Origin of the sequence: Thiohalocapsa sp. ML1 (genome assembly GCF_001469165.1) — a bacterium.
Taxonomy (GTDB): Bacteria; Pseudomonadota; Gammaproteobacteria; order Chromatiales; family Chromatiaceae; genus Thiohalocapsa.
In genome coordinates, this window is record NZ_JABX01000073.1 from 1 (window position 1) to 17,312 (window position 17,312).

General features: G+C 63.9%; 18 protein-coding genes and 1 pseudogene. 4 read left to right on the forward strand and 15 right to left on the reverse strand.

Going from position 1 to position 17,312, the window contains the following annotated elements; genetic code table 11:
* Nucleotides 1-492: 492 nt before the first annotated feature.
* A complete protein-coding gene (locus ML01_RS29405; RefSeq protein ID WP_156427996.1) occupies nt 493-768 on the forward strand; it encodes a hypothetical protein in 276 nt (91 codons plus the stop codon).
* Here the strand turns inward: ML01_RS29405 and ML01_RS25315 are convergent.
* The 12 genes from ML01_RS25315 to ML01_RS25355 all read right to left on the reverse strand — a co-directional run bounded on the left by ML01_RS25315 (nt 732) and on the right by ML01_RS25355 (nt 12,453).
* Nucleotides 732-1,172, reverse strand: a complete 441-nt coding sequence (locus ML01_RS25315; RefSeq protein WP_058558159.1) for a chromate resistance protein ChrB domain-containing protein — start codon at nt 1,170-1,172, stop codon at nt 732-734. The two genes, ML01_RS29405 and ML01_RS25315, sit on opposite strands and share 37 nt — an antisense overlap.
* Nucleotides 1,173-1,189: 17 nt before the next feature.
* Nucleotides 1,190-1,909 carry an ABC transporter ATP-binding protein gene (locus ML01_RS25320; protein ID WP_058558160.1) on the reverse strand — a complete coding sequence of 240 codons (720 nt, stop codon included), beginning with the start codon at nt 1,907-1,909 and terminating at the stop codon, nt 1,190-1,192.
* Nucleotides 1,906-3,444: an iron ABC transporter permease gene (locus ML01_RS25325; RefSeq protein ID WP_156427997.1), complete on the reverse strand. Its 1,539-nt coding sequence runs from the start codon at nt 3,442-3,444 to the stop codon at nt 1,906-1,908. The genes ML01_RS25320 and ML01_RS25325 overlap by 4 nt, the downstream gene beginning before the upstream one ends.
* A gap of 9 nt (nt 3,445-3,453) precedes the next feature.
* Nucleotides 3,454-4,458: an extracellular solute-binding protein gene (locus ML01_RS25330; protein WP_254045395.1), complete on the reverse strand. Its 1,005-nt coding sequence runs from the start codon at nt 4,456-4,458 to the stop codon at nt 3,454-3,456.
* Nucleotides 4,455-5,414, reverse strand: coding sequence for a PD40 domain-containing protein (locus tag ML01_RS25335; protein WP_058558162.1), 960 nt, complete (start codon nt 5,412-5,414; stop codon nt 4,455-4,457). The genes ML01_RS25330 and ML01_RS25335 overlap by 4 nt, the downstream gene beginning before the upstream one ends.
* A gap of 39 nt (nt 5,415-5,453) precedes the next feature.
* Complete coding sequence (locus tag ML01_RS25340; protein WP_156427998.1) at nt 5,454-6,551, reverse strand: hypothetical protein; 1,098 nt, start codon at nt 6,549-6,551, stop codon at nt 5,454-5,456.
* Nucleotides 6,552-6,554: 3 nt separating this feature from the next.
* A complete protein-coding gene (locus ML01_RS25345) occupies nt 6,555-7,517 on the reverse strand; it encodes a hypothetical protein (protein ID WP_162268110.1) in 963 nt (320 codons plus the stop codon).
* Between the two features lie 226 nt (nt 7,518-7,743).
* Entirely contained in the window at nt 7,744-8,385 is a 642-nt protein-coding gene (locus ML01_RS28070) for a DUF4304 domain-containing protein (RefSeq protein ID WP_162268111.1), read from the reverse strand.
* A gap of 17 nt (nt 8,386-8,402) precedes the next feature.
* The gene (locus ML01_RS29410) at nt 8,403-8,834 is read right to left on the reverse strand and encodes a hypothetical protein (protein ID WP_156428000.1); all 432 of its coding nucleotides are present in this window, start codon (nt 8,832-8,834) and stop codon (nt 8,403-8,405) included.
* A 114-nt stretch (nt 8,835-8,948) separates the two neighbouring features.
* Nucleotides 8,949-9,704, reverse strand: coding sequence for a hypothetical protein (locus ML01_RS29415; protein WP_156428001.1), 756 nt, complete (start codon nt 9,702-9,704; stop codon nt 8,949-8,951).
* A 73-nt stretch (nt 9,705-9,777) separates the two neighbouring features.
* The gene (locus tag ML01_RS28075) at nt 9,778-10,086 is read right to left on the reverse strand and encodes a DUF5076 domain-containing protein (protein ID WP_082674674.1); all 309 of its coding nucleotides are present in this window, start codon (nt 10,084-10,086) and stop codon (nt 9,778-9,780) included.
* 1,488 nt (nt 10,087-11,574) lie between these two features.
* Complete coding sequence (locus ML01_RS25355) at nt 11,575-12,453, reverse strand: hypothetical protein (RefSeq protein WP_058558166.1); 879 nt, start codon at nt 12,451-12,453, stop codon at nt 11,575-11,577.
* Nucleotides 12,454-12,626: 173 nt separating this feature from the next.
* Between ML01_RS25355 and ML01_RS25360 the strand changes: the two are divergent.
* From ML01_RS25360 to ML01_RS25370, 3 genes and pseudogenes are all read left to right on the forward strand, one after another.
* A pseudogene (locus ML01_RS25360) lies at nt 12,627-13,493 on the forward strand (Rpn family recombination-promoting nuclease/putative transposase); the annotation flags it as partial.
* A gap of 329 nt (nt 13,494-13,822) precedes the next feature.
* The gene (locus ML01_RS25365) at nt 13,823-14,104 is read left to right on the forward strand and encodes a hypothetical protein (protein WP_058558168.1); all 282 of its coding nucleotides are present in this window, start codon (nt 13,823-13,825) and stop codon (nt 14,102-14,104) included.
* A complete protein-coding gene (locus tag ML01_RS25370) occupies nt 14,101-14,610 on the forward strand; it encodes a hypothetical protein (RefSeq protein WP_156428002.1) in 510 nt (169 codons plus the stop codon). Before ML01_RS25365 ends, ML01_RS25370 begins: the two co-directional genes overlap by 4 nt.
* Before the next feature lie 27 nt (nt 14,611-14,637).
* On the opposite strand, the gene ML01_RS25375 is transcribed toward ML01_RS25370, so the two are convergent.
* The 3 genes from ML01_RS25375 to pqqA form a co-directional block, all read right to left on the reverse strand.
* Nucleotides 14,638-15,801 (reverse strand): helix-turn-helix domain-containing protein, encoded by a 1,164-nt coding sequence (locus tag ML01_RS25375; protein WP_058558172.1) that lies wholly within the window; start codon nt 15,799-15,801, stop codon nt 14,638-14,640.
* Between the two features lie 68 nt (nt 15,802-15,869).
* On the reverse strand, nt 15,870-17,009 hold the full coding sequence (gene pqqE, locus ML01_RS25380) for a pyrroloquinoline quinone biosynthesis protein PqqE (RefSeq protein WP_058558170.1): 1,140 nt from the start codon (nt 17,007-17,009) through the stop codon (nt 15,870-15,872).
* Nucleotides 17,010-17,084: 75 nt separating this feature from the next.
* Nucleotides 17,085-17,312, reverse strand: a 228-nt coding sequence (pqqA, locus tag ML01_RS29420) for a pyrroloquinoline quinone precursor peptide PqqA (RefSeq protein ID WP_216819273.1), incomplete at its 5' end; no start/stop codon positions are given.

Below are 17,312 nucleotides of genomic sequence, written 5' to 3' on the forward strand. Positions count from 1 at the left end.
TTTTTAGCGAATGGGTTGAAGTGACAACTACCTTGACAACCACCGGCTCCAACCGGTGAAGGGCGCCAGCAGACCGGCGCCGACCGGCGCGGTCAGCCCCAGCGACAGAGCTACGACACCTGCACGCGCGAACGACGAACACGACAGACGGAGCGATAACATGGGAAACACCTCCGGGGCACTGGTGGGATGTGAAGGGATCCTGGACGACGGCGACGCGGCAACGATTCAGCCTTCCGCCTCAGGGTTTTGTAACGCAAACCCCGCGCCGCCGCAATGGTAGGGGTGGCCGGCAAGTCGAACTGAAACCAGGCGCAGGGCGACGGCTCCCCCTCGAAAACGGCCGCCCGTGTCGCGCACCGTCCCCGAAGCCCGTCGCCGCAGACCAGCTAACGACCGCACCGGGGCGTCCCGCCCCACGGGCACCGAGGACCATCCCAGCCAAACATGCCACCCGCCGCCAACCAACCTTCACAAGCCCGAAGGCACATCATGCGCACCACCATCGAGATCCCGGACGACCAGATCGAGACCCTGCACCGGTTGTCGGCGCAATTGCAGGGGCAACCGGGCCAACATGGTCCGCGCCGAGCAGGCCACCATCCCGTTTCTGTTCAAGCTACACCTGGCCACGGGGTGAAGCGGGCCATCGAACGCCTGATGCGCAAGGCCGACTGGTGCGACGCCGGCCAAGGCCCCAACATCGCCCAGTCTATTGCAAATGGTTCGGCTCAGCCCGTCTCCCGTCTGATCAAACCATCGAAATAGATCAAGCAAGCGTCCACTGCCTCCTCGGGCGCGACATCCCTGGTCAGTTCCACCAGCGTGTGCTCGATCTCGCGCGATTCCGCCAGCAACTTACGCTCCCAGACGTTAACCTCGATGTCGTGCATCAGGCGGCCAAGGTAGTCGAGCCCAGGACCGGTCAGTTCGTAGCGTCGTATCAATGTCTCGAACGTGGACGCGTCGTGGTAACGCCGAAGTTCCGCATCCGGTGTATCAAACCGGATGCCCTCCTCGATGAGGACGCCACTGGGATAGAAACGAAAGCGGGCGTCGGGATCGATATGACGCTTGATGAGCCATACCGACGCACACTTATCTGGCTCGAAGACATCCCAGGTCGACCACAGCTCTCCTCCCCCGGCACTGGAAGCGCTGGTGACCAGCATGAGCAAGGCGCCCAGGATCAGACAGTCTCGATTGTCTCCTCGTACCATTGCAGCAGCTCCTCAGGACGCATGGCGCCGGTCGCCTTCAGATCAAGCGACCCCACGAGCCGCCCGTACTGCATCAGGACGATGCGATCGGCCAACGCCACCGCCTCGTGCAGGTCATGTGTGACGTACAGGATGCCAAGATCAAGATCCTGTTGCAGGGACCGCAACAAGCGACCGATCCGCCGCTTCGAAAGCGGGTCGAGGCTGCTGAACGGCTCGTCCAGCAACAGCCAGCGGCGCTCCCCGGCAAATGCGCGGGCAATCGCGAGGCGCTGACGTTCACCCCCGGAGAGTTGGTGCGGCAGGCGATTCCCCATCCCCGCGAGCCCAACCTGGCTCAGTGCCTTGTCAGCGAGCGCGCGCACCTGCCCACGGCGACCCCTCAACCCGAAGGACACGTTACCTAGCACGCTCATGTGTGGCCAGAGCGCAAGATCCTGGAAGATCATCCCGATCCGCCGCGCATGGGGGGACACCAGCCGCTCCGGCGTGCTGACCGGCGCTGAATCGATCACGACCCTACCATGGTCCGGTCGCTCCAGCCCGGCAATCAAACGTAGCAACGTGGTCTTGCCGCAACCCGATGGGCCGAGCACGACGAGCGTCTCACCCGCCCGCAGCCTCAGGGAGACATCGGCCACGGCATTCGCCGCCCCGAAACACTTGGCGAGAATGAACGTCTCGATCATGATGCCACACTGGGGCGCCGCCGCCGGACTCCCACCAGCACCAGCGAGCAAACCAGGAGCTGGATGGCGATCAGGATCAGGCTCAACGCGGCAACCGAGGCATCGGCGCCATAGTGCATCAGGTTGTAGATTCGCACCGGCAGCGTTTCGACCCCGGGCGGCACCACCAACAGCGTCACGCCCAGCTCACCCATCGTCAATATAAAGACGATGATGAATGCCGCCGCAAGCCCGTCACGCAGTAACGGCAGACTGAGGCCCCCGAGGATGCGGAGACGATTCGCGGTGACGAGCCAGGCAGCCTCCTCAAGACGGGGATTGAGCTGCTGCAAGCTGGCAAGCATAGCGCCGATCGCGAAGGGCAGAAACCGCGCCAGATAGCCCACCAGCACCACCCCAAGCCCATCGTAGAACCATCCCGTGGCCTCACGATTCCAGAGGCCGATCAACCCAATCCCAAGGAGAATCGGGGGCAGCGCAAATGGCAGCTGAGTCAGCGCATGCAGTGCCCCGCGAAAGACCTCGGACGTCTGCATCAGGCCGCGGGCAATGACGAACGCCACCATGGTCGTCAAGGCCCCGGCGCTGACGGCGAGCGACACACTGGTGCCGATCGCCGACAGCGCCGGACGCAGCACGCCGGGATCAAACAGGGCTGCCCCTGCACTGACAGCCAGAGATGCCACGGGGACGAGGACGGAAAGACCCAGCACGGACCCGCAGAACAGAACGGCTGGAATCCTGGGGCCACCCCAGCGAAACCTGCCCGCATCGCCAGCACCGTGGGACAGACTCACATAGGCCCGCCCACGCATCAGCCAGGTCATGATCCCGACCAAGGCCATCGTCGTCAGAAGCAGCGGCGCGGACAAAAAAACGGCACCACGCTGATCGTACAGCGCGCTGAACTCGATGAAGACCTCGACCGCGTAGACTCGAACGCGCAGCAGGTCCGGGACCCCGAAATCGACGATGGCGAAGACGAAGACCAGCAAGGCAGCGGCGAGCATATGAGGCCGCACCAACGCCAGGGTCACCCCGACGAGCCCCCGCGGCGGCCCGACCCGCAGGCGCGCACCATCCTCCATCGTGGGATCGATGGCGCGCAGTCCGGCACTGGTCAACAGGACGACGAACGGGAAATAGGCGAGACCGAGAACCAGGACCACGCCGGGGATGCTGAAGGGGTCGACAGGCGAAGACGCCAGCAGGCGCGACCAGACGATGGCGTGCAGCTGCGGTGGAATCAGCAGCGGCACAAGCCCGAGAAGCTGGAAGGCATGGCGACCGGGCATCGTGGTCCGCTCGATTGCCAGCGCGTAGGGCACCCCAAGGCCAAGCGCCAGCAACGCGGCCCCGCCCGCCACCACCAGGCTGCGCGCAAGGAGGCGCCACTGCGCCTCGGTCAACAGCGGGTCGCGAAGTGCCGAGAGGCGGCCTTCGCCGCTCAGGGCATCCAGGCCCAGCCAGAGCAGCGGCAGCAGCGCGGCGAGGGCGAAGGCCGCCCAGGCCGAGGCGACCAGCCAGCGGGGCAACAGCACCCGTCAACGGGTGAACAGCGTGCGACAGAAACGGGCGCCACGTTCCATATTGTCGGCGATGGCCCGATAGGACACCTCCATGGCTCGGATCTCGTTGTAGTCCGGCACATGGTCCGGCTTGGCGACTCCTGGACGGACCGGGATCTGCATCGACTCGGAGAAGGCCAGGCGGCTCTCCACCTCCCGCGACAAGAGGTAATCGATCAGGCGACGCCCCGCGTCCGGATGGGGCGCTCCGGCAATCAGGGCCACGGTGTTGGGGATCATCAGCGTGCCGAGGCCGTCCTTGTCCGGGAAGATCATCCCCACCGGCTCACCCGCCTGGATAGCAACGTTGACATCGTCGGTATCGGTGAAGCCCAGCGGCAGCTCGCCCTGGACGACGGCATCCCGCGAGGTTGCATTGCCATCCACGATGACGATCTCGTTGGCCTTCAGTGCGCGCAAGTACTCCTCCGTCCGCTCCGGCCCAAGCACCGCATACCAGGCGGCGACATGGGTCGCCGTGGTGCCGAACAGCGGGTAGGCGAGTGCGACGCGGCCCTTCCAGGCCGGCTCGGTCAGGTCGAAGATCGACTGCGGCAGCCCGGCTTCGCCGAGCAGCGTCTTGTTGTAGATCAGCACCCGCGCACGGGCGGCGAATCCGGTCCACCAGCCATCGGGATCCTTGAACTGCCCGGGGATGTCCGCTGCCGACGGCGATCGGTACGGCGCAAGAACCCCTTTGTCTTTCAGCAGCAACGTGCGACCGACCTCGGAATTCCAGAACACATCGGCCCGTGGCCGGCGCTGCTCCGCGATCAACCGGTTGACCAGGCCAGTGGTCTTCGACGCCTCCACGTCGTAGACGGCCTTGACCTCGATCCCGGTTTGTTCCTCGAATTCACGCAGGACCGGCTCCGAGAAGACCTGGTCCAGCGAGGTGTAGACGACCACCCGCTGCGGCGTCGAATCGGCCCATGCCCCCAACGCAACAAGGCACAACAGTGCCGGGATCAAGCGCATCATGGTGATGTCTCCTGGTCGATCAGGGTTGTGCTGCCCGGTTGTTCGGTCCCCGCGCGCCAATCGGCATCCTTGAGCTGGATGTCGGCGTCGGGTCCGAAGGGTTGATACGGGGCGATCTCCCCGCTGCCCAAGCTCACCAGGGACAGGCCCGCGCGACCGCCCTGGGTGTGGCTGAAGAGGATACGCGCGCCATCCGGGGACCAGGCCGGCCAAGTCTTGTCGCCGGGGCCGTCGGTGACCTGACGCGGATTGCTGCCGTCGGCGGCAACGGTCCAGATCTCGTAGCGACCGCTGCGGTTGGACGAGAAGGCAAGCCGGCTTCCGTCCGGCGACCAGCGGGGATGGATGTCGCTCGCGTTGGAGAGGAGCAATTGCCCCGCCCGACCGCGTGTGAGATCGAGAGTCCAGAGCTGCTGGACGACGCTCACGCCGCCCCGGTAGGGCATGACAGTGAGCCAGGAGGTATAGGCCAGGCGCCCGCCACCGGGTGAAACATCAGGGAAGTCCTGAATACCCGTCTGCTGGATCATGGGCTCGATTCGCTCCAAGGTCACGTCGGCTTGATGAAGCGTCGAGGTCTCCTCGTCCGCCTCGAAAGTGAAGTGGGCGAACACGAGTCCGCCGGACGCGGGGTTCCAAGCGGGACGCACCGCATAGCCATCGTTCATCGCGACGGACCGGCAGGGCCGATCGCCATCGACGGGACACACATGCAGACCGCCACCGGTCACCTCGAAGGCGACCTCATGACCCCGCGGCGACAGACGCGGGGCGCCCTTGTCGCCGCTGATCTTGGGCGTTTGGATCGCCACCGGCACGCTGCCGGGCTCGGATTGCGTGTAGAGGTGCCAGCCACCGTCCTCGAGGGCCGAGAAGACGATCCCGGCCGCGACTTCTGCCGCGGCCAGCAGCAGCAGAAGCGCCCCGAGCGCACCGGTGATCTCTCGAAGCCGCATTGCGGTTCCCCTGGTTGCACTCCTCATGGCTTCACGGCTTCACGGCTGCAGCAGGATCTTTCGACTGGCAACACCGACCTGACCCCGGAAGCTTGCGATGTTCGCGGTCAGGATGTGCTCACCCGGCGAAAACTGGTTGAGCTCCCACTTCCAGTTCAGCGGCAGATAGCCGCGCTCGGCCTCGGCGAAGAACTGGCCATCGACGAACAGCAGGACCTCGAACTGGTCCTCCATCAAGAGCGGCTTGTCCTCTTCTGCAACATCGATGCGGACGTTCACGAACCGCTCCACGGTCGGGTTCGGGTCCCCATTGGGGAAGTCGGGAAAGGCCATCTCGACCCGCGGGGCACGCGCCCAGGCTGGGGGGACAAGGGAATCCGGCCGAAAGCGCTTGGCTGTTTCGGCGTCGGCCGAACGCTCCGGCTTCTGGGCTCGGTCCTTGCCACGACCGAGCTTGTACGAGCGGTAGGTCTCGGTATCGTTCCCGTAGGTGATGACCGTCGCCTCCGGCAAGGTCACGTAGGTAATCAGGGCCGTGAATGCGTCGCGACCACGGAGCTTGACGAACCCGTCGGCGTCGTAGCCGTCCCAGTACTCGGTGACCTGACCCGCGGGGCGGGGCTCCCAGTCCACGAGGGTGCGGTACATCGGGCCGTTGCGGATGCCCAAGCGGATCAGGACGCGGGAGGGTGCCGGCAACCTGTAGCTGACGGCCCCGGTGTCGTCGAAGGTCGGATCGCGGATGTCCTGGACCTCGCCACCCGAGTCTTCGGTCGGGTCGTAGACGACGCCATCCTCGGTCTCGGTGACAAGGGTATAGGCCTCATCGGGTACGATCCGGCCTTCATCGTCGCGGCCATCCCAAATTACCCCGCTCTGGGCGCCTGTGAAGCCGACCGGAACGGACAGGGTGCGGATCAGGCCCCCGTCCGGATCGTAGACCAGCAACCTCGTGTCCGTGATCTCATCCCCCTCGATTCGCAATTGCAGCGTCTCACCCGCGGTCGGGTTGAAGGTCTCCTTGTCGACCTCGATCGAGCCCTCCGGATGGTCCCCGGCGAGCACCGAAAGGGCGAACATCCAGAGCAGCAGACCGAGGGAATGCTGTCTCAAAGGCAAAGGCACGAACAGTCTCATGGTCTACTCCGAAATCAGCGCGACCTTCTCGCGCAGCAGATCCTCCAGCTCGGGCGATACCCGGATCTGTGCCGAGAGGACCCGGATCACGTAAAGCACCCCGTCCGACTCGATGGCATACCAGAAGCCCTTGTAGGCGCCATTCTTGCTGAAAATCCGCAGCTCGGAATGATTTCCGAGACGGCCTTCACGCGTCTCCGTCTCGAAACCCCGAGCGCGGGCCTCGCCAGAAGCCTGAGCCCGCAGCCCAGCCCACTGACCAAATTCACCCACGGTAGGCTGGATCAGGTTGAACAGATCGATCGTGCAATCGCCTCGACTGCGCAGCATGAACACCCTGACCTCCGACACGCCGGGAGCGGCAACATCCTTGTAGCGCCCACTGCCAGGTGGTACCGCGCAGCCGAGGCGGGCCAACGCTGTCTCGTCGAAAAAGGGTCCCGCGTGGCCCCGATCAGGCCCATCTCCAGCCGGCGTTACCCGAATCTGGCCCCGGATCCGCTCGCCGACCTCGCGAGCCTCCTCGTCCGACAGAGGAATCCGGGGCCGCGCCTGTGCCGCCAAAGCTCCAGAATCCACCGCCCCGCGATTATCCACATCACCGACACGGCGCAGCACGCCATGATCCACCGAGCCGTAGCGCATCCGATCGCGGGGATCATCGAAACGGATGCTGTAACTGAGTCCATCGGGGATACGATCGATCTCCCGGCGAATCGGGTAGCCCACCTCGGGACAGTCCTCGGTCCAAAAGGCATCCGCGCCGCTGATCCTCCAGTCGCTCGACGAGCACTGGGAGACGATCTCCTCGCCTGAGTCCGAGGTCATTCGGGTGACGATGGCGCCGTTCGGATAGATCGAGAGCTTGGCATCCCGGAGGCCCAGGGCCGCCAAATCAAGGACCGTGCCGTCGGGAAGCGTGACGCTGTACTCCTCGTAGACGTAGCGGCCCGACAGGTCAGCCAAGGGCTCGGCCCGCGCCGACGTGCTGATGCACAAGAGCCACGGCAGCACCGCAACGACGGCTATTCTCTCAAGACCCTGAACGGCTATCCGACCAAGGGACGCGAAGGCAATTCTGCGGAGACTACTAGGCATCAAAGAATGTTACACACTTGGTTTAGCGATGCTGCAACACCGACGACGGTGGACAACCATGTCCAGCGAGACGCCACACGACGGTCCTTAACGGCTAACAACGGGCCGCCAAACGCTCCAAAAAAGGCAACGCGACATCCTCCAGCGGCGTACCCTTGACCGCTTCCGAATAAAGCCCCAGCAAACGAGCCGAGGCAACAGAATCTCCACAAAGGCAAAGAACGATTGCCGCATAGGCGAGTCGTTGCGCTTTCGCCATTGGAAAAACGTAGCGGGCATAGTCTCCAGCAGGCGCTTCGAGCCATGCAGCAATCGACTGCAACGTCTCGAAGCGTCGAAGAAATGGCAACCCGAAATCCTTGCAGACATCGACCAGTTCACGCCCGCTACGTTCCTTCTCGGCCTCGTTCATGTCGGCATTGATCTCCCACCAGCGATCAACCTGCTCTGGCGTAAGCATTCCGACACGGACGTAGAGGGCGCAATCCTCGATCCTAGGCTTTGCCGCCTCGGCCTTTCCCGCGTACAGCTCGCCGACACCTGGCACATGCACACCGAAATTGAGGGTAAAGTCCCCACCGCGGCCCGTATTCCATCGACTCTTCTGAAGAGCCACAATAGCGGAGAGATTTCCGCAATCACGGGAGTAGATGAGACCAGACTTCTTAAACCCTTCGCACTTGAGAAAGGGTGTAAGCGCATTCCTTAAGAGATCGTAGGGTCGGTGGCTGCCCAAGATGATGTCTCCAGTTCTTACGCCGCCAACGCCCCCAGGTACTCGCGAACCGCAGAATGGTTCCTAATGATCTCCTCAGCAAGCAAGAAGACCTCTTTGATAAGCGGATGTCGCAGCGCTTCTTCCCTCGTCAACATATCTCCTAGCAAATCCGTTCTAGGCCATGGAGATTCATCTGGATCAACTACTCTAAACTGTATCTCATCGACCTCATCATAAGCCTCCAGGCCGAAACAATTGCGATCCTCAGAGGTTGAATCATCCCCCCATTCACCGATAGCCAGGGCGAAGCTCACTTTCTTCTCGGAATGGGAAACGGACCACCCCACATAATATACCGCATATGCATCGCCATCCTTGTAGATGAAACCGTGACCGGTACATGATGGCTTTCCACAGCAAGGGCATACAGAGTTAATCCCTTTCTCTCCAACGTCAAAAATATACACGAGTTTGGGATCGCCTGCGCTTCAACCTGACTCTGTCAGCGCAGAGACTTAGGCAGCATGTCGTCTGACCTTCGATTGTAGTGTGGCTGATCGTCGAACGATACGGTTTCAATATCATCTAAGGACGCTCAGATCGCCGTCCCGCACCACCGTTCTCCCGAACAGAAACTCTTTCACATTGAGCGAGCGCACGAAATCCAAGCTATCAACCTGACCACAATCAATGAGATGCAGCACGCTCAACCCAGCCAAGGAAGAAACAACTCGAGCAAGTTCCTTAATCGACTTGCACGATTCGATACGAAGAACGCGCAACCCTTCAAGGCCAGAAAGTGCCCCTATCGACTCCAACTTGCGTAGGTTCGCAATATCAACAGATGCCAAGCTATGGTATCGAGAGATGGCATCCAATGACGTGCAATTACCCTGATTGGCCTCGAACCGCTGCAATCTCTCCGTCTCGGGCATCTTTGCAGTGGTCCAACGCTTATCAAACCGAAAGGCGCCCAGCAAAGTCAGCTCCGGCGTTTCGGGAAAAACAATATTCCTATCAAACTGGAGTCGCAGAGCACGCACATCACGTAGAGAGATTCTCCACCTCTGTTTGGACTCCCCCACCCAGAAAAACTGAAGATCACGAAGATCATCAAGATGACTCTGGCAAAACCCAATACGATCGCCAAATGGGACGGCAAGAGCCCGAAGGCCAAGCGATGGCAGGGTATCGAGTTCGGCTGGTGCTCCGTCCCATCCAGAATACGGATTCAATCCAATACCATCAATATCGCCTGCACGGACACGCTCACCAACGTGTTGGAGATCGCCCCTGCCGATCCAGCCAATCTTGAAACCGTCGATTTCTTCAAGCAAGTAGTGCGGGCCTCACTGTTCCTATTCTAAATATACACCGGACTTTCTAGCGACAGGCCCACAGCTTCGATTTTCATGGATCGACAAAGCCACCGTCCGCATCAGAGGTTGGCGCCGACAACTCCGCTAGGAAGGCTCTCTTAATCTGTTCAATAGACTCATCCTGATTCGCATCATAGGCAGAATGTAGAGCATTCGCTACATGGCGAGCTGCGTCAGCGAGAATGGTTCCCCAAGCGCGTTCTTCTGGGATATCAGTCGATTCTTTGTACATACCCACTTTAAGGGAACAATGTAAACCCTGATTCGCGATCCAAACGCGCAGCATCTCGACGGCGTCGGCGTCGTGCCTAGCGGCATCAGGTATTGGTCTTTCGTTCATTGAGTACCTCTTCAACTAGTCTCATTCACCGGGCGGTCTAACCCCATAGTCGTCCCATTTCTTCTCGGCGACCTCGTTCCTTCGATTATCGAGCCCATCGACTCCGCCTCGATCATTGATCGCTTGCTGTTCCTTCTGTCTTCGCTGCCTTCGGTCGCCTTTTGGGAAAATAGGGGACAGACCACGATTAATTCCGTGATCGCCTGTGGGAAAATAGGGGACATGGAAAATAGGGGACAGACCACGATTAATTCCGTGATCGCCTGGGTCACATCGCAGAGCCATTAAACGTGGTCGGAGAGTAAGCCGGGGCCTTGCCGCCGTTTAGGCAGAAGTTGGTGTTCTCTGTGGCCGCCTGGTTTCCCGGCGGTGCCACAATATCTCTGCCATGCGACGGTTCGGCTCCCGGCTCGGAGCAGTAGGACTTGGAGTGTTACACCATCCGGCTCCCGGCCCAAGTCTTCCGCCGTGGAACTGCGAGTTCCGGGGACAGTTTACTCATCTCTAAAGCAGCGGGGCAGGTCTCCCATCGCACATCCCAGGAGGCAGGGGGTGTGCCAGCATCCTCCGTTCCCTGATCCTGTCCTACGAGCACGAAGCTAGTCCAAGTCGGAGCCCGCGGCAACCACCCGGCAGAGCATCGATGCCTTCTGTACGAGGTTCTTGACGCTGGTCAAGAAACGGGAAAATAGGGGACAGACCACGATTAATTCCGTGACCGCCTGGGTCACATCGCAGAGCCATTAAACGTGGTCGGAGAGTAAGCCGGGGCCTTGCCGCCGTTTAGGCAGAAGTTGGTGTTCTCTGTGGCCGCCTGGTTTCCCGGCGGTGCCACAATATCTCTGCCATGCGACGGTTCGGCTCCCGGCTCGGAGCAGTAGGACTTGGAGTGTTACACCATCCGGCTCCCGGCCCAAGTCTTCCGCCGTGGAACTGCGAGTTCCGGGGACAGTCTACTCATCTCTAAAGCAGCGGGGCAGGTCTCCCATCGCACATCCCAGGAGGCAGGGGGGGCCAGCATCCTCCGTTCCCTGATCCTGCCCGACGAGCACGAAGCTAGTCCAAGTCGGAGCCCGCGGCAACCACCCGGCAGAGCATCGATGCCTTCTGTACGAGGTTCTTGACGCTGGTCAAGAAACGGGGCGCACGGGAGGACACGCAGCGCTGGTGTGTGCCGCGCGCGAAGGGGTTTGTGAAGGCGATGTAGCCGCGACGGCTGGCGGAGCTGACGCCCGCGCGCATCGACGGACCCCGTCGCGGAAACAAGCAGGGCGGTCTGGCCTCACTCTTGTCGCGCCCAGCGTGTAATGGCTGGGAAAAACAAGGCGTTGAGCAAGCCGCCGCAACCCGACGGCAGACAACGCGGGGCGCTTGACGATGCGCAGCACCATGGGAGCGGTGTCGCGCGCCAAGCGCCCGCGGGCTGCGTGCTTCGTCGTGGACGCGCAGGCTCGCGATCGGCAACGGCGGCTTCGCTGGCGGTGACGGTTACCTCAGCACCTCGTCGATGCTGTCTTGGGTCAGGATGTTGACAGACCAACGGAGCAGGGTGTCCGGGTCTGCCCGCTCAATACGCTGACGAGCCTCGTCGGATATCGGACCGAATTTGTGCTCCAGCAGACACACCACGACATTGGCCTCGCCAAGCTGGATGCCGATTCGTTCGCCTTCTTCTCGCATGCGGGTGGAAAACGACTGCATGGTCTTGGTCTCCTCGGGATAGTCGCGTTCGTACTGCTCGCGCTCGGTGTCGTTCAGGTTCGCGTAGATGTCCACGAAATCGGCATACTTCAGCCGCTTCTCGGGGTCGGGCTCCAACTGCATCAGCCCGCGCAGGGCCATGGCGTAGACGGCAACGCGCTCGCTCGGATCGTAGCGCATGTTCGGCAGGTTGAGCCGCGCGACGATGTTGTCGCTGTCGCGCCAGTCCTGCCAGGGCAGCTCGGGCAGCGCGCAGGCCAGGTAGCGGAACGCAAGGTAACGGTGGTGGTCACCACCCAGAATCAGCTCCTCGGGCCGCTGGCCTTGGCGCAGGAAGATCGCGACGGGGACGACTCGGTTCGTCTTGAACAGCTCCGAGAGGTCCAGGCAGTAGTGCGCCAAGCGGTGGATCGAGAACTTGGACGTGTCCGACTCTTCCTCCAGCACCAGCAGCACGGCCTCGCGGCGGCCGTCGGGCCATTCGACCAGCAGCGGCACGTCCAGCTCCCGAAATCGGTCGCCGAGCCGTTCCTTCAGTTGCTCCTCTCGGATCGGGATGATGCGCACACGCTTGTCCACGTGCGCGGCCTCGGCGGCGGCGAAGAACTGCACCGCCTCGTGCGGGTAGTCGACGATCAGGTTCTTGAAGTTCTGGTCGTGGCTCATCGGTCCCCTCGCGTGTGGGCGCGGCTCGGGGGACGAGTATAGGAGCAAGGCATGGGTGAAAGCAGGCAGTCCGCTGCAGCGTTGCGGCCTCGCGCCCTCGCCCGCGGCGCAGAGCGTCGGCAGACGGGCGACACCGCTGGAGCGGTGTCGCCAGCCGCTGCCAGCTCCCGGCGGCGCTGCTCGCCGAGTTGGACCTGACGACGCTGACGATCGGCAAGGACAGCTACGTCGCGAGCGATCTGCGCACGGCCTACTCGGACCTGGTCTATCGGGTCGCCTACCGCGGCGAGGTCCTCAACGTCTACCTGCTGTTCGAGCACAAAAGCTGGGCGGAGCACTGGACGGCGCTCCAGCTCCTGCGCTACATCGCCGCCGAGGGCGAGCAGTACCGAAAACAGCATCCCAAGAGCCGCCATCTGCCGCCGGTCTTCCCGCTAGTGATCTACCACGGCGACCGGCCCTGGCAGGCACCGGCAGCCTTCCAAGACCTGGTCAAGCCGCTGCCGGACAGCCTGGTGCCCTTCGTGCCGAGCTTCGGCTACCAGTTGGTGGATCTGTCCGGCCCCACCAACGCCGAGATCAAGGGCCGGGTACTGACGCGGCTGGTGCAGTTGGCCATGCGCTGGGTCTTCGACGCCGAGCCCGTCGCACGGCTGCGCGAGCTGCTGGCGCTGATCGATCAGATCGAGGACCGCGACACCGCGGTGGAAGTGTTGGAATCCCTGCTGCGCTACTTCGTCCAAGGCACGCAACGGGTCGACGAGCCCACCGTGCGGATCTTGCTGCAACAGACCTCGCTGCAACAGACCTCCACCGGAGAACCGATCATGCAGACCTTCATCGACCGCTACATCGAGCAAGGCATCAGTCAGGGCCAACGTCTCGGCGAGGCAACCGCCGTGCTGCGTCTGATCGAGCGCAAGTTCGGCCCGCCCAGCGACAGCGTGCGCGAGCGCGTGCTCGCCGCCGACAGCGACACCCTGCTGGAGTGGCTCGACCGCATCCTCGTCGCGGAGTCCGTGGACGCGGTACTGCACTGACGGTGGCGAGGCGCTTGGCGTGAGTCACAGATGATATCCCCCCAACTCGACAAAGAAGAGGAAGAATTGCTGGTTGCGTATGAATCGGGTCAATTTCGCTCAGACATGAGCCCAACGCGCAAGAAGTTTCTTGAGAACGCGGCGGCCACTGCATTTCAACAGCGAAAAGAAGTAAATGTTGCCAGCAGACCAAGAACATGCTGGTGAGCTACGACGTGAGCCCGCTCGGGTTCTTCTGAGGCCGTGCTCCGGGCGGGGCCGGACCCCGTCCGGGCCGGTGTTGTGGCAAGATCGACGCTCGTTTTGAGCCTTCTGCCCCGGAGTCAGGCATGCCGAACGCCCGTTTGAACGCCCACGCCGTCGCGGAGCACCTGCGGACGTTGACCCACCTTGCCATGCCGGTCCGCGACTGGGAGGTCGAGGTGGGACCGGACGCCACCGATGATCTCGCGGTGTGGGTCTGGCTCACCGTAGACGACGAGGACTTTGACGATACGGCGCGTCGAAGACAGGTTCAGGAACAGGTCTTCGAGGAGGTGCGCGACACCTATGCCGATGCGGACCCTTGGGTCTACGTGCGCTTTCGGACCACCTCCGAGATGACGGCGTGAGCCTGCACGACGATCTGCGTGAACAGGCACGCCATCTCTGCAGCAAAGAGCCCCGTCGGCCGAAGCAGGCGAGCTTGCGCCGGGCCGTATCGAGTGCTTACTACGCGCTATTTCATAAACTCGTGTTCGAGGCAACCCACAGGTTCATCCGGCTTGCCGATAGGGCGGAGCTGCGCCAGTGCTTGGGGCGCGCGTTCGGGCATGCAGACATGAAGGATGTCTCCGTTCAGTTTGCGAAGGGCACTGTCTCACCCAAGCTCTCGGCGGGGCTCAAGGGCCGGCAAGTCCAGCCAGAGTTGCGGAGAATCGCCGTCGCCTTTGTGGACCTTCAGCAGGCTCGCCATGAAGCCGACTACGATTCGGCGCGCCTGTTCCGCAGGCGTGAGGTCGTGAGCCTCATCGACGAGGCGGAACAGTCCTTTGCGGATTGGCAGGCGGTCCGCGAGTCTCCGCAAGCAGATACCTATTTGCTGGCGTTGCTCGCGCAAAGGCAGATGCGTCTCTGAGCCGGCGTTTGGCTCCGCCGCCGTCGATCAGCCCACCAGCTCCGCCAGCCGCTCCCGCAGCAGCGCGCTGCCGCCGCCCTGGCAGAGCCGCTCCAGCAGCACCCCCGTGTCGCGGCAGGCGCGCAGCGCCCGCTCCATGACCGCGTCGATGCAGTGTCGCCATTCGCACAGCTCCGGCGACTCGGAGCGCGGCAGCAGCGGCCCCCGATACAACGCCAGCGCCTCCTCGCCGCAGTCCCGGCGCAGCGCCTGCCAGACGGCGACGAAGTCCGCCCACACGCTCAACGAGAGGCGATAAGGGCGGGACTCGATCCGGCCGTCGAGCTGCCGGCGCAGATGCGACAGCTCCGACTTCAGCGTGGCGAGCGACACCCGCGCATCGCCGTACAGCGCCGCGTGCAGCGCCTCCAGCGTCAGCCCCTGCGGGTGCAGCGCGAGCAGGGCCAGGATCTCCTGCTGGCGCGGCTTCAGGCGGAGCCTCTTGCCGCGGAACCAGACCTGCGGCTCGCCGAGCACGCGCAGCTCCAGCTCCGCCCGCGGCGCCTCCTCCGGCAGCTCCGCGGCGATGCCGCGCGCGAGCTCCGTCACCGCTGCCCGGCCCAGGGGCGTGTGGCGATTCCAGGTGGTGGACAGGTCCAGCACGCCGACGCAGGTGCCGCTTCGCGGATGCAGGATCGGCGCCGCGTAGCAGACCCAATCGTGCACGCAGGGCTGGTAGTGCTCGGCGGAGAACACCGTCACCGGCGCGCGCAGCTCCAGCGCGAGCCCGACGGCGTTGGTGCCGACGCTCGGCTCGTCCCAGCGCCCGCCGGTGGTGAAGTTGATCGACTCGGCCCGGCGGCGCATGGGCCGGCTCGCCTGGCTCCACAGCAGCCGCCCGCAGGGGTCGGCCACGGCCGCCAGCATGCCCGCCTCTGCGGCCAGCGCGGCGATGTCGCCTTTGCGGCGCTCCACCGCCGTGCGCAGCGCCGAGTCGCGCCAGACCTGGGCCACCAGCGCATGATCCTCGCTCGGGGCGAGCCTGGGGCAGGCCACCGGCCGTGCCGCGCTGCGCTGCCAGCTCGATGCGATCTCCGGGCGCAGGAAGGTGCCGGGCTCCGGGCAGGCGCCGTGCCGAAAGCGCTCCCAGTGCCCCTCGATGCCCCGCCGCCGCTCGGGCAGCGGGGCCGCGATGCCAAGTGCTCTGCCCATCATGGTCCTCCCGTGGTTTGTTGTTGCAGCGGCAAATGCCGCGGTACCTGAGTCGGCTTGGACCGGCATCAGCGCGACCCCGGAGATGCGGCGACGCCCAGGGCGACGGCGTTGCGGCGGTTGCGCATCAGCGGGGACAAAGACGCACCGCGCGCCGCCGCCGCCGCACGGGCCGCGCGGATCAGGTGATGGTCGGGGGACTTGTCACAGGCCGGGTCCGCCGCGGCGGCGTCGCCGGTCAGCAGCCAGGCCTGGCAGCGGCAGCCGCCGAAGCAGCCGGCGCGCTCGTCGCAGCCGCTGCAGGGCGCCTGCATCCAGGCCTCGCCGCGGAAGAAATTGAACGCCGGCGATTCGTGCCAGATCCAGTCCAGCGCGTGCTCGCGCACGTTGGGCAGGTCTAGCCCCGGCAGGTCCGCCGCCGCGTGGCAGGGCAGGGCGCTGCCGTCCGGCGCCACGGCCAGGAACACCCGGCCCCAGCCGTTCATGCAGGGCTTCGGGCGGCCCTCGAAATAGTCCGGCACCACGAAGTAGACCTTCATCCGCTCGCCGTGGCGGGCCTGATACGCGTGCGCGACGGCCTCGGCGCGCGCGAGCTGCGCCTTGCTGGGCAAGAGCCAATCGCGGTTCACCAGCGCCCAGCCGTAATACTGGGTGTTGGCCAGCTCCACGTAGTCCGCGCCGAGCTCCAGCGCCATGTCCAGGATCTCGCGGGTGCGGTCCAGGTTCAGCCGGTGCATGACCACGTTCAGCACCATCGGATAGCCGGCGGCCTTCACCAGCCGCGCCACCTCGCGCTTGTGCGCGAAGCTCACGCTGCCGGCGAGGCGGTCGTTGAGCTCGGCCTCGTCCGCCTGGAAGCTCACCTGAATGTGATCCAGGCCGGCCTGCTTCAGCGCCGCGATACGCTCGGCATCCAGCCCGACGCCCGAAGTAATCAGGTTGGTATAGAAGCCGAGCGAGCGCGCCCGGGACACGATGGTCTCGAGGTCGCGCCGCAGCAGCGGCTCACCGCCGGAGAGCCCGAGCTGCGCGGCGCCCAGCGCCCGCGCCTCGGCCAGCACGCGCAGCCAGTCCGCGGTGTCCAACTCCGGCTTGCGGCCGCCCAGCGACAGGGGATTGGAACAGTACGGGCACTGCAGCGGGCAGCTATAGGTTAGCTCCGCCAAGAGCCACAGCGGGCGCGGCGGTGCGCTGCTGGCCGGGGCCATGGGCACGGGTCGAGGGTGGTTGGCAATCGGTGACGCGAGGGCGGGCAGGCCCGCCCCCGCGGGCTCGGGCCGCGCTCAGCGGACCTTGACGTACAGGTTGATCTCGAAGCCGTAACGCAGGTTCTCGAAGGCGGGCTTGGACCAGGTCTTCATCGTGGACACTCCTCGTTCTGCAAAGGCCCGGCAGGGCCGGTGGGTTCGAACCCGGGGACTGGGTCTCGACGGTGAGTCGGTTGGGCAATCTGCGGCCGTTGCGAGCTTGAACCAGCTTTGACCGCGCTTCACCGAATTTCTAGTGCTTTG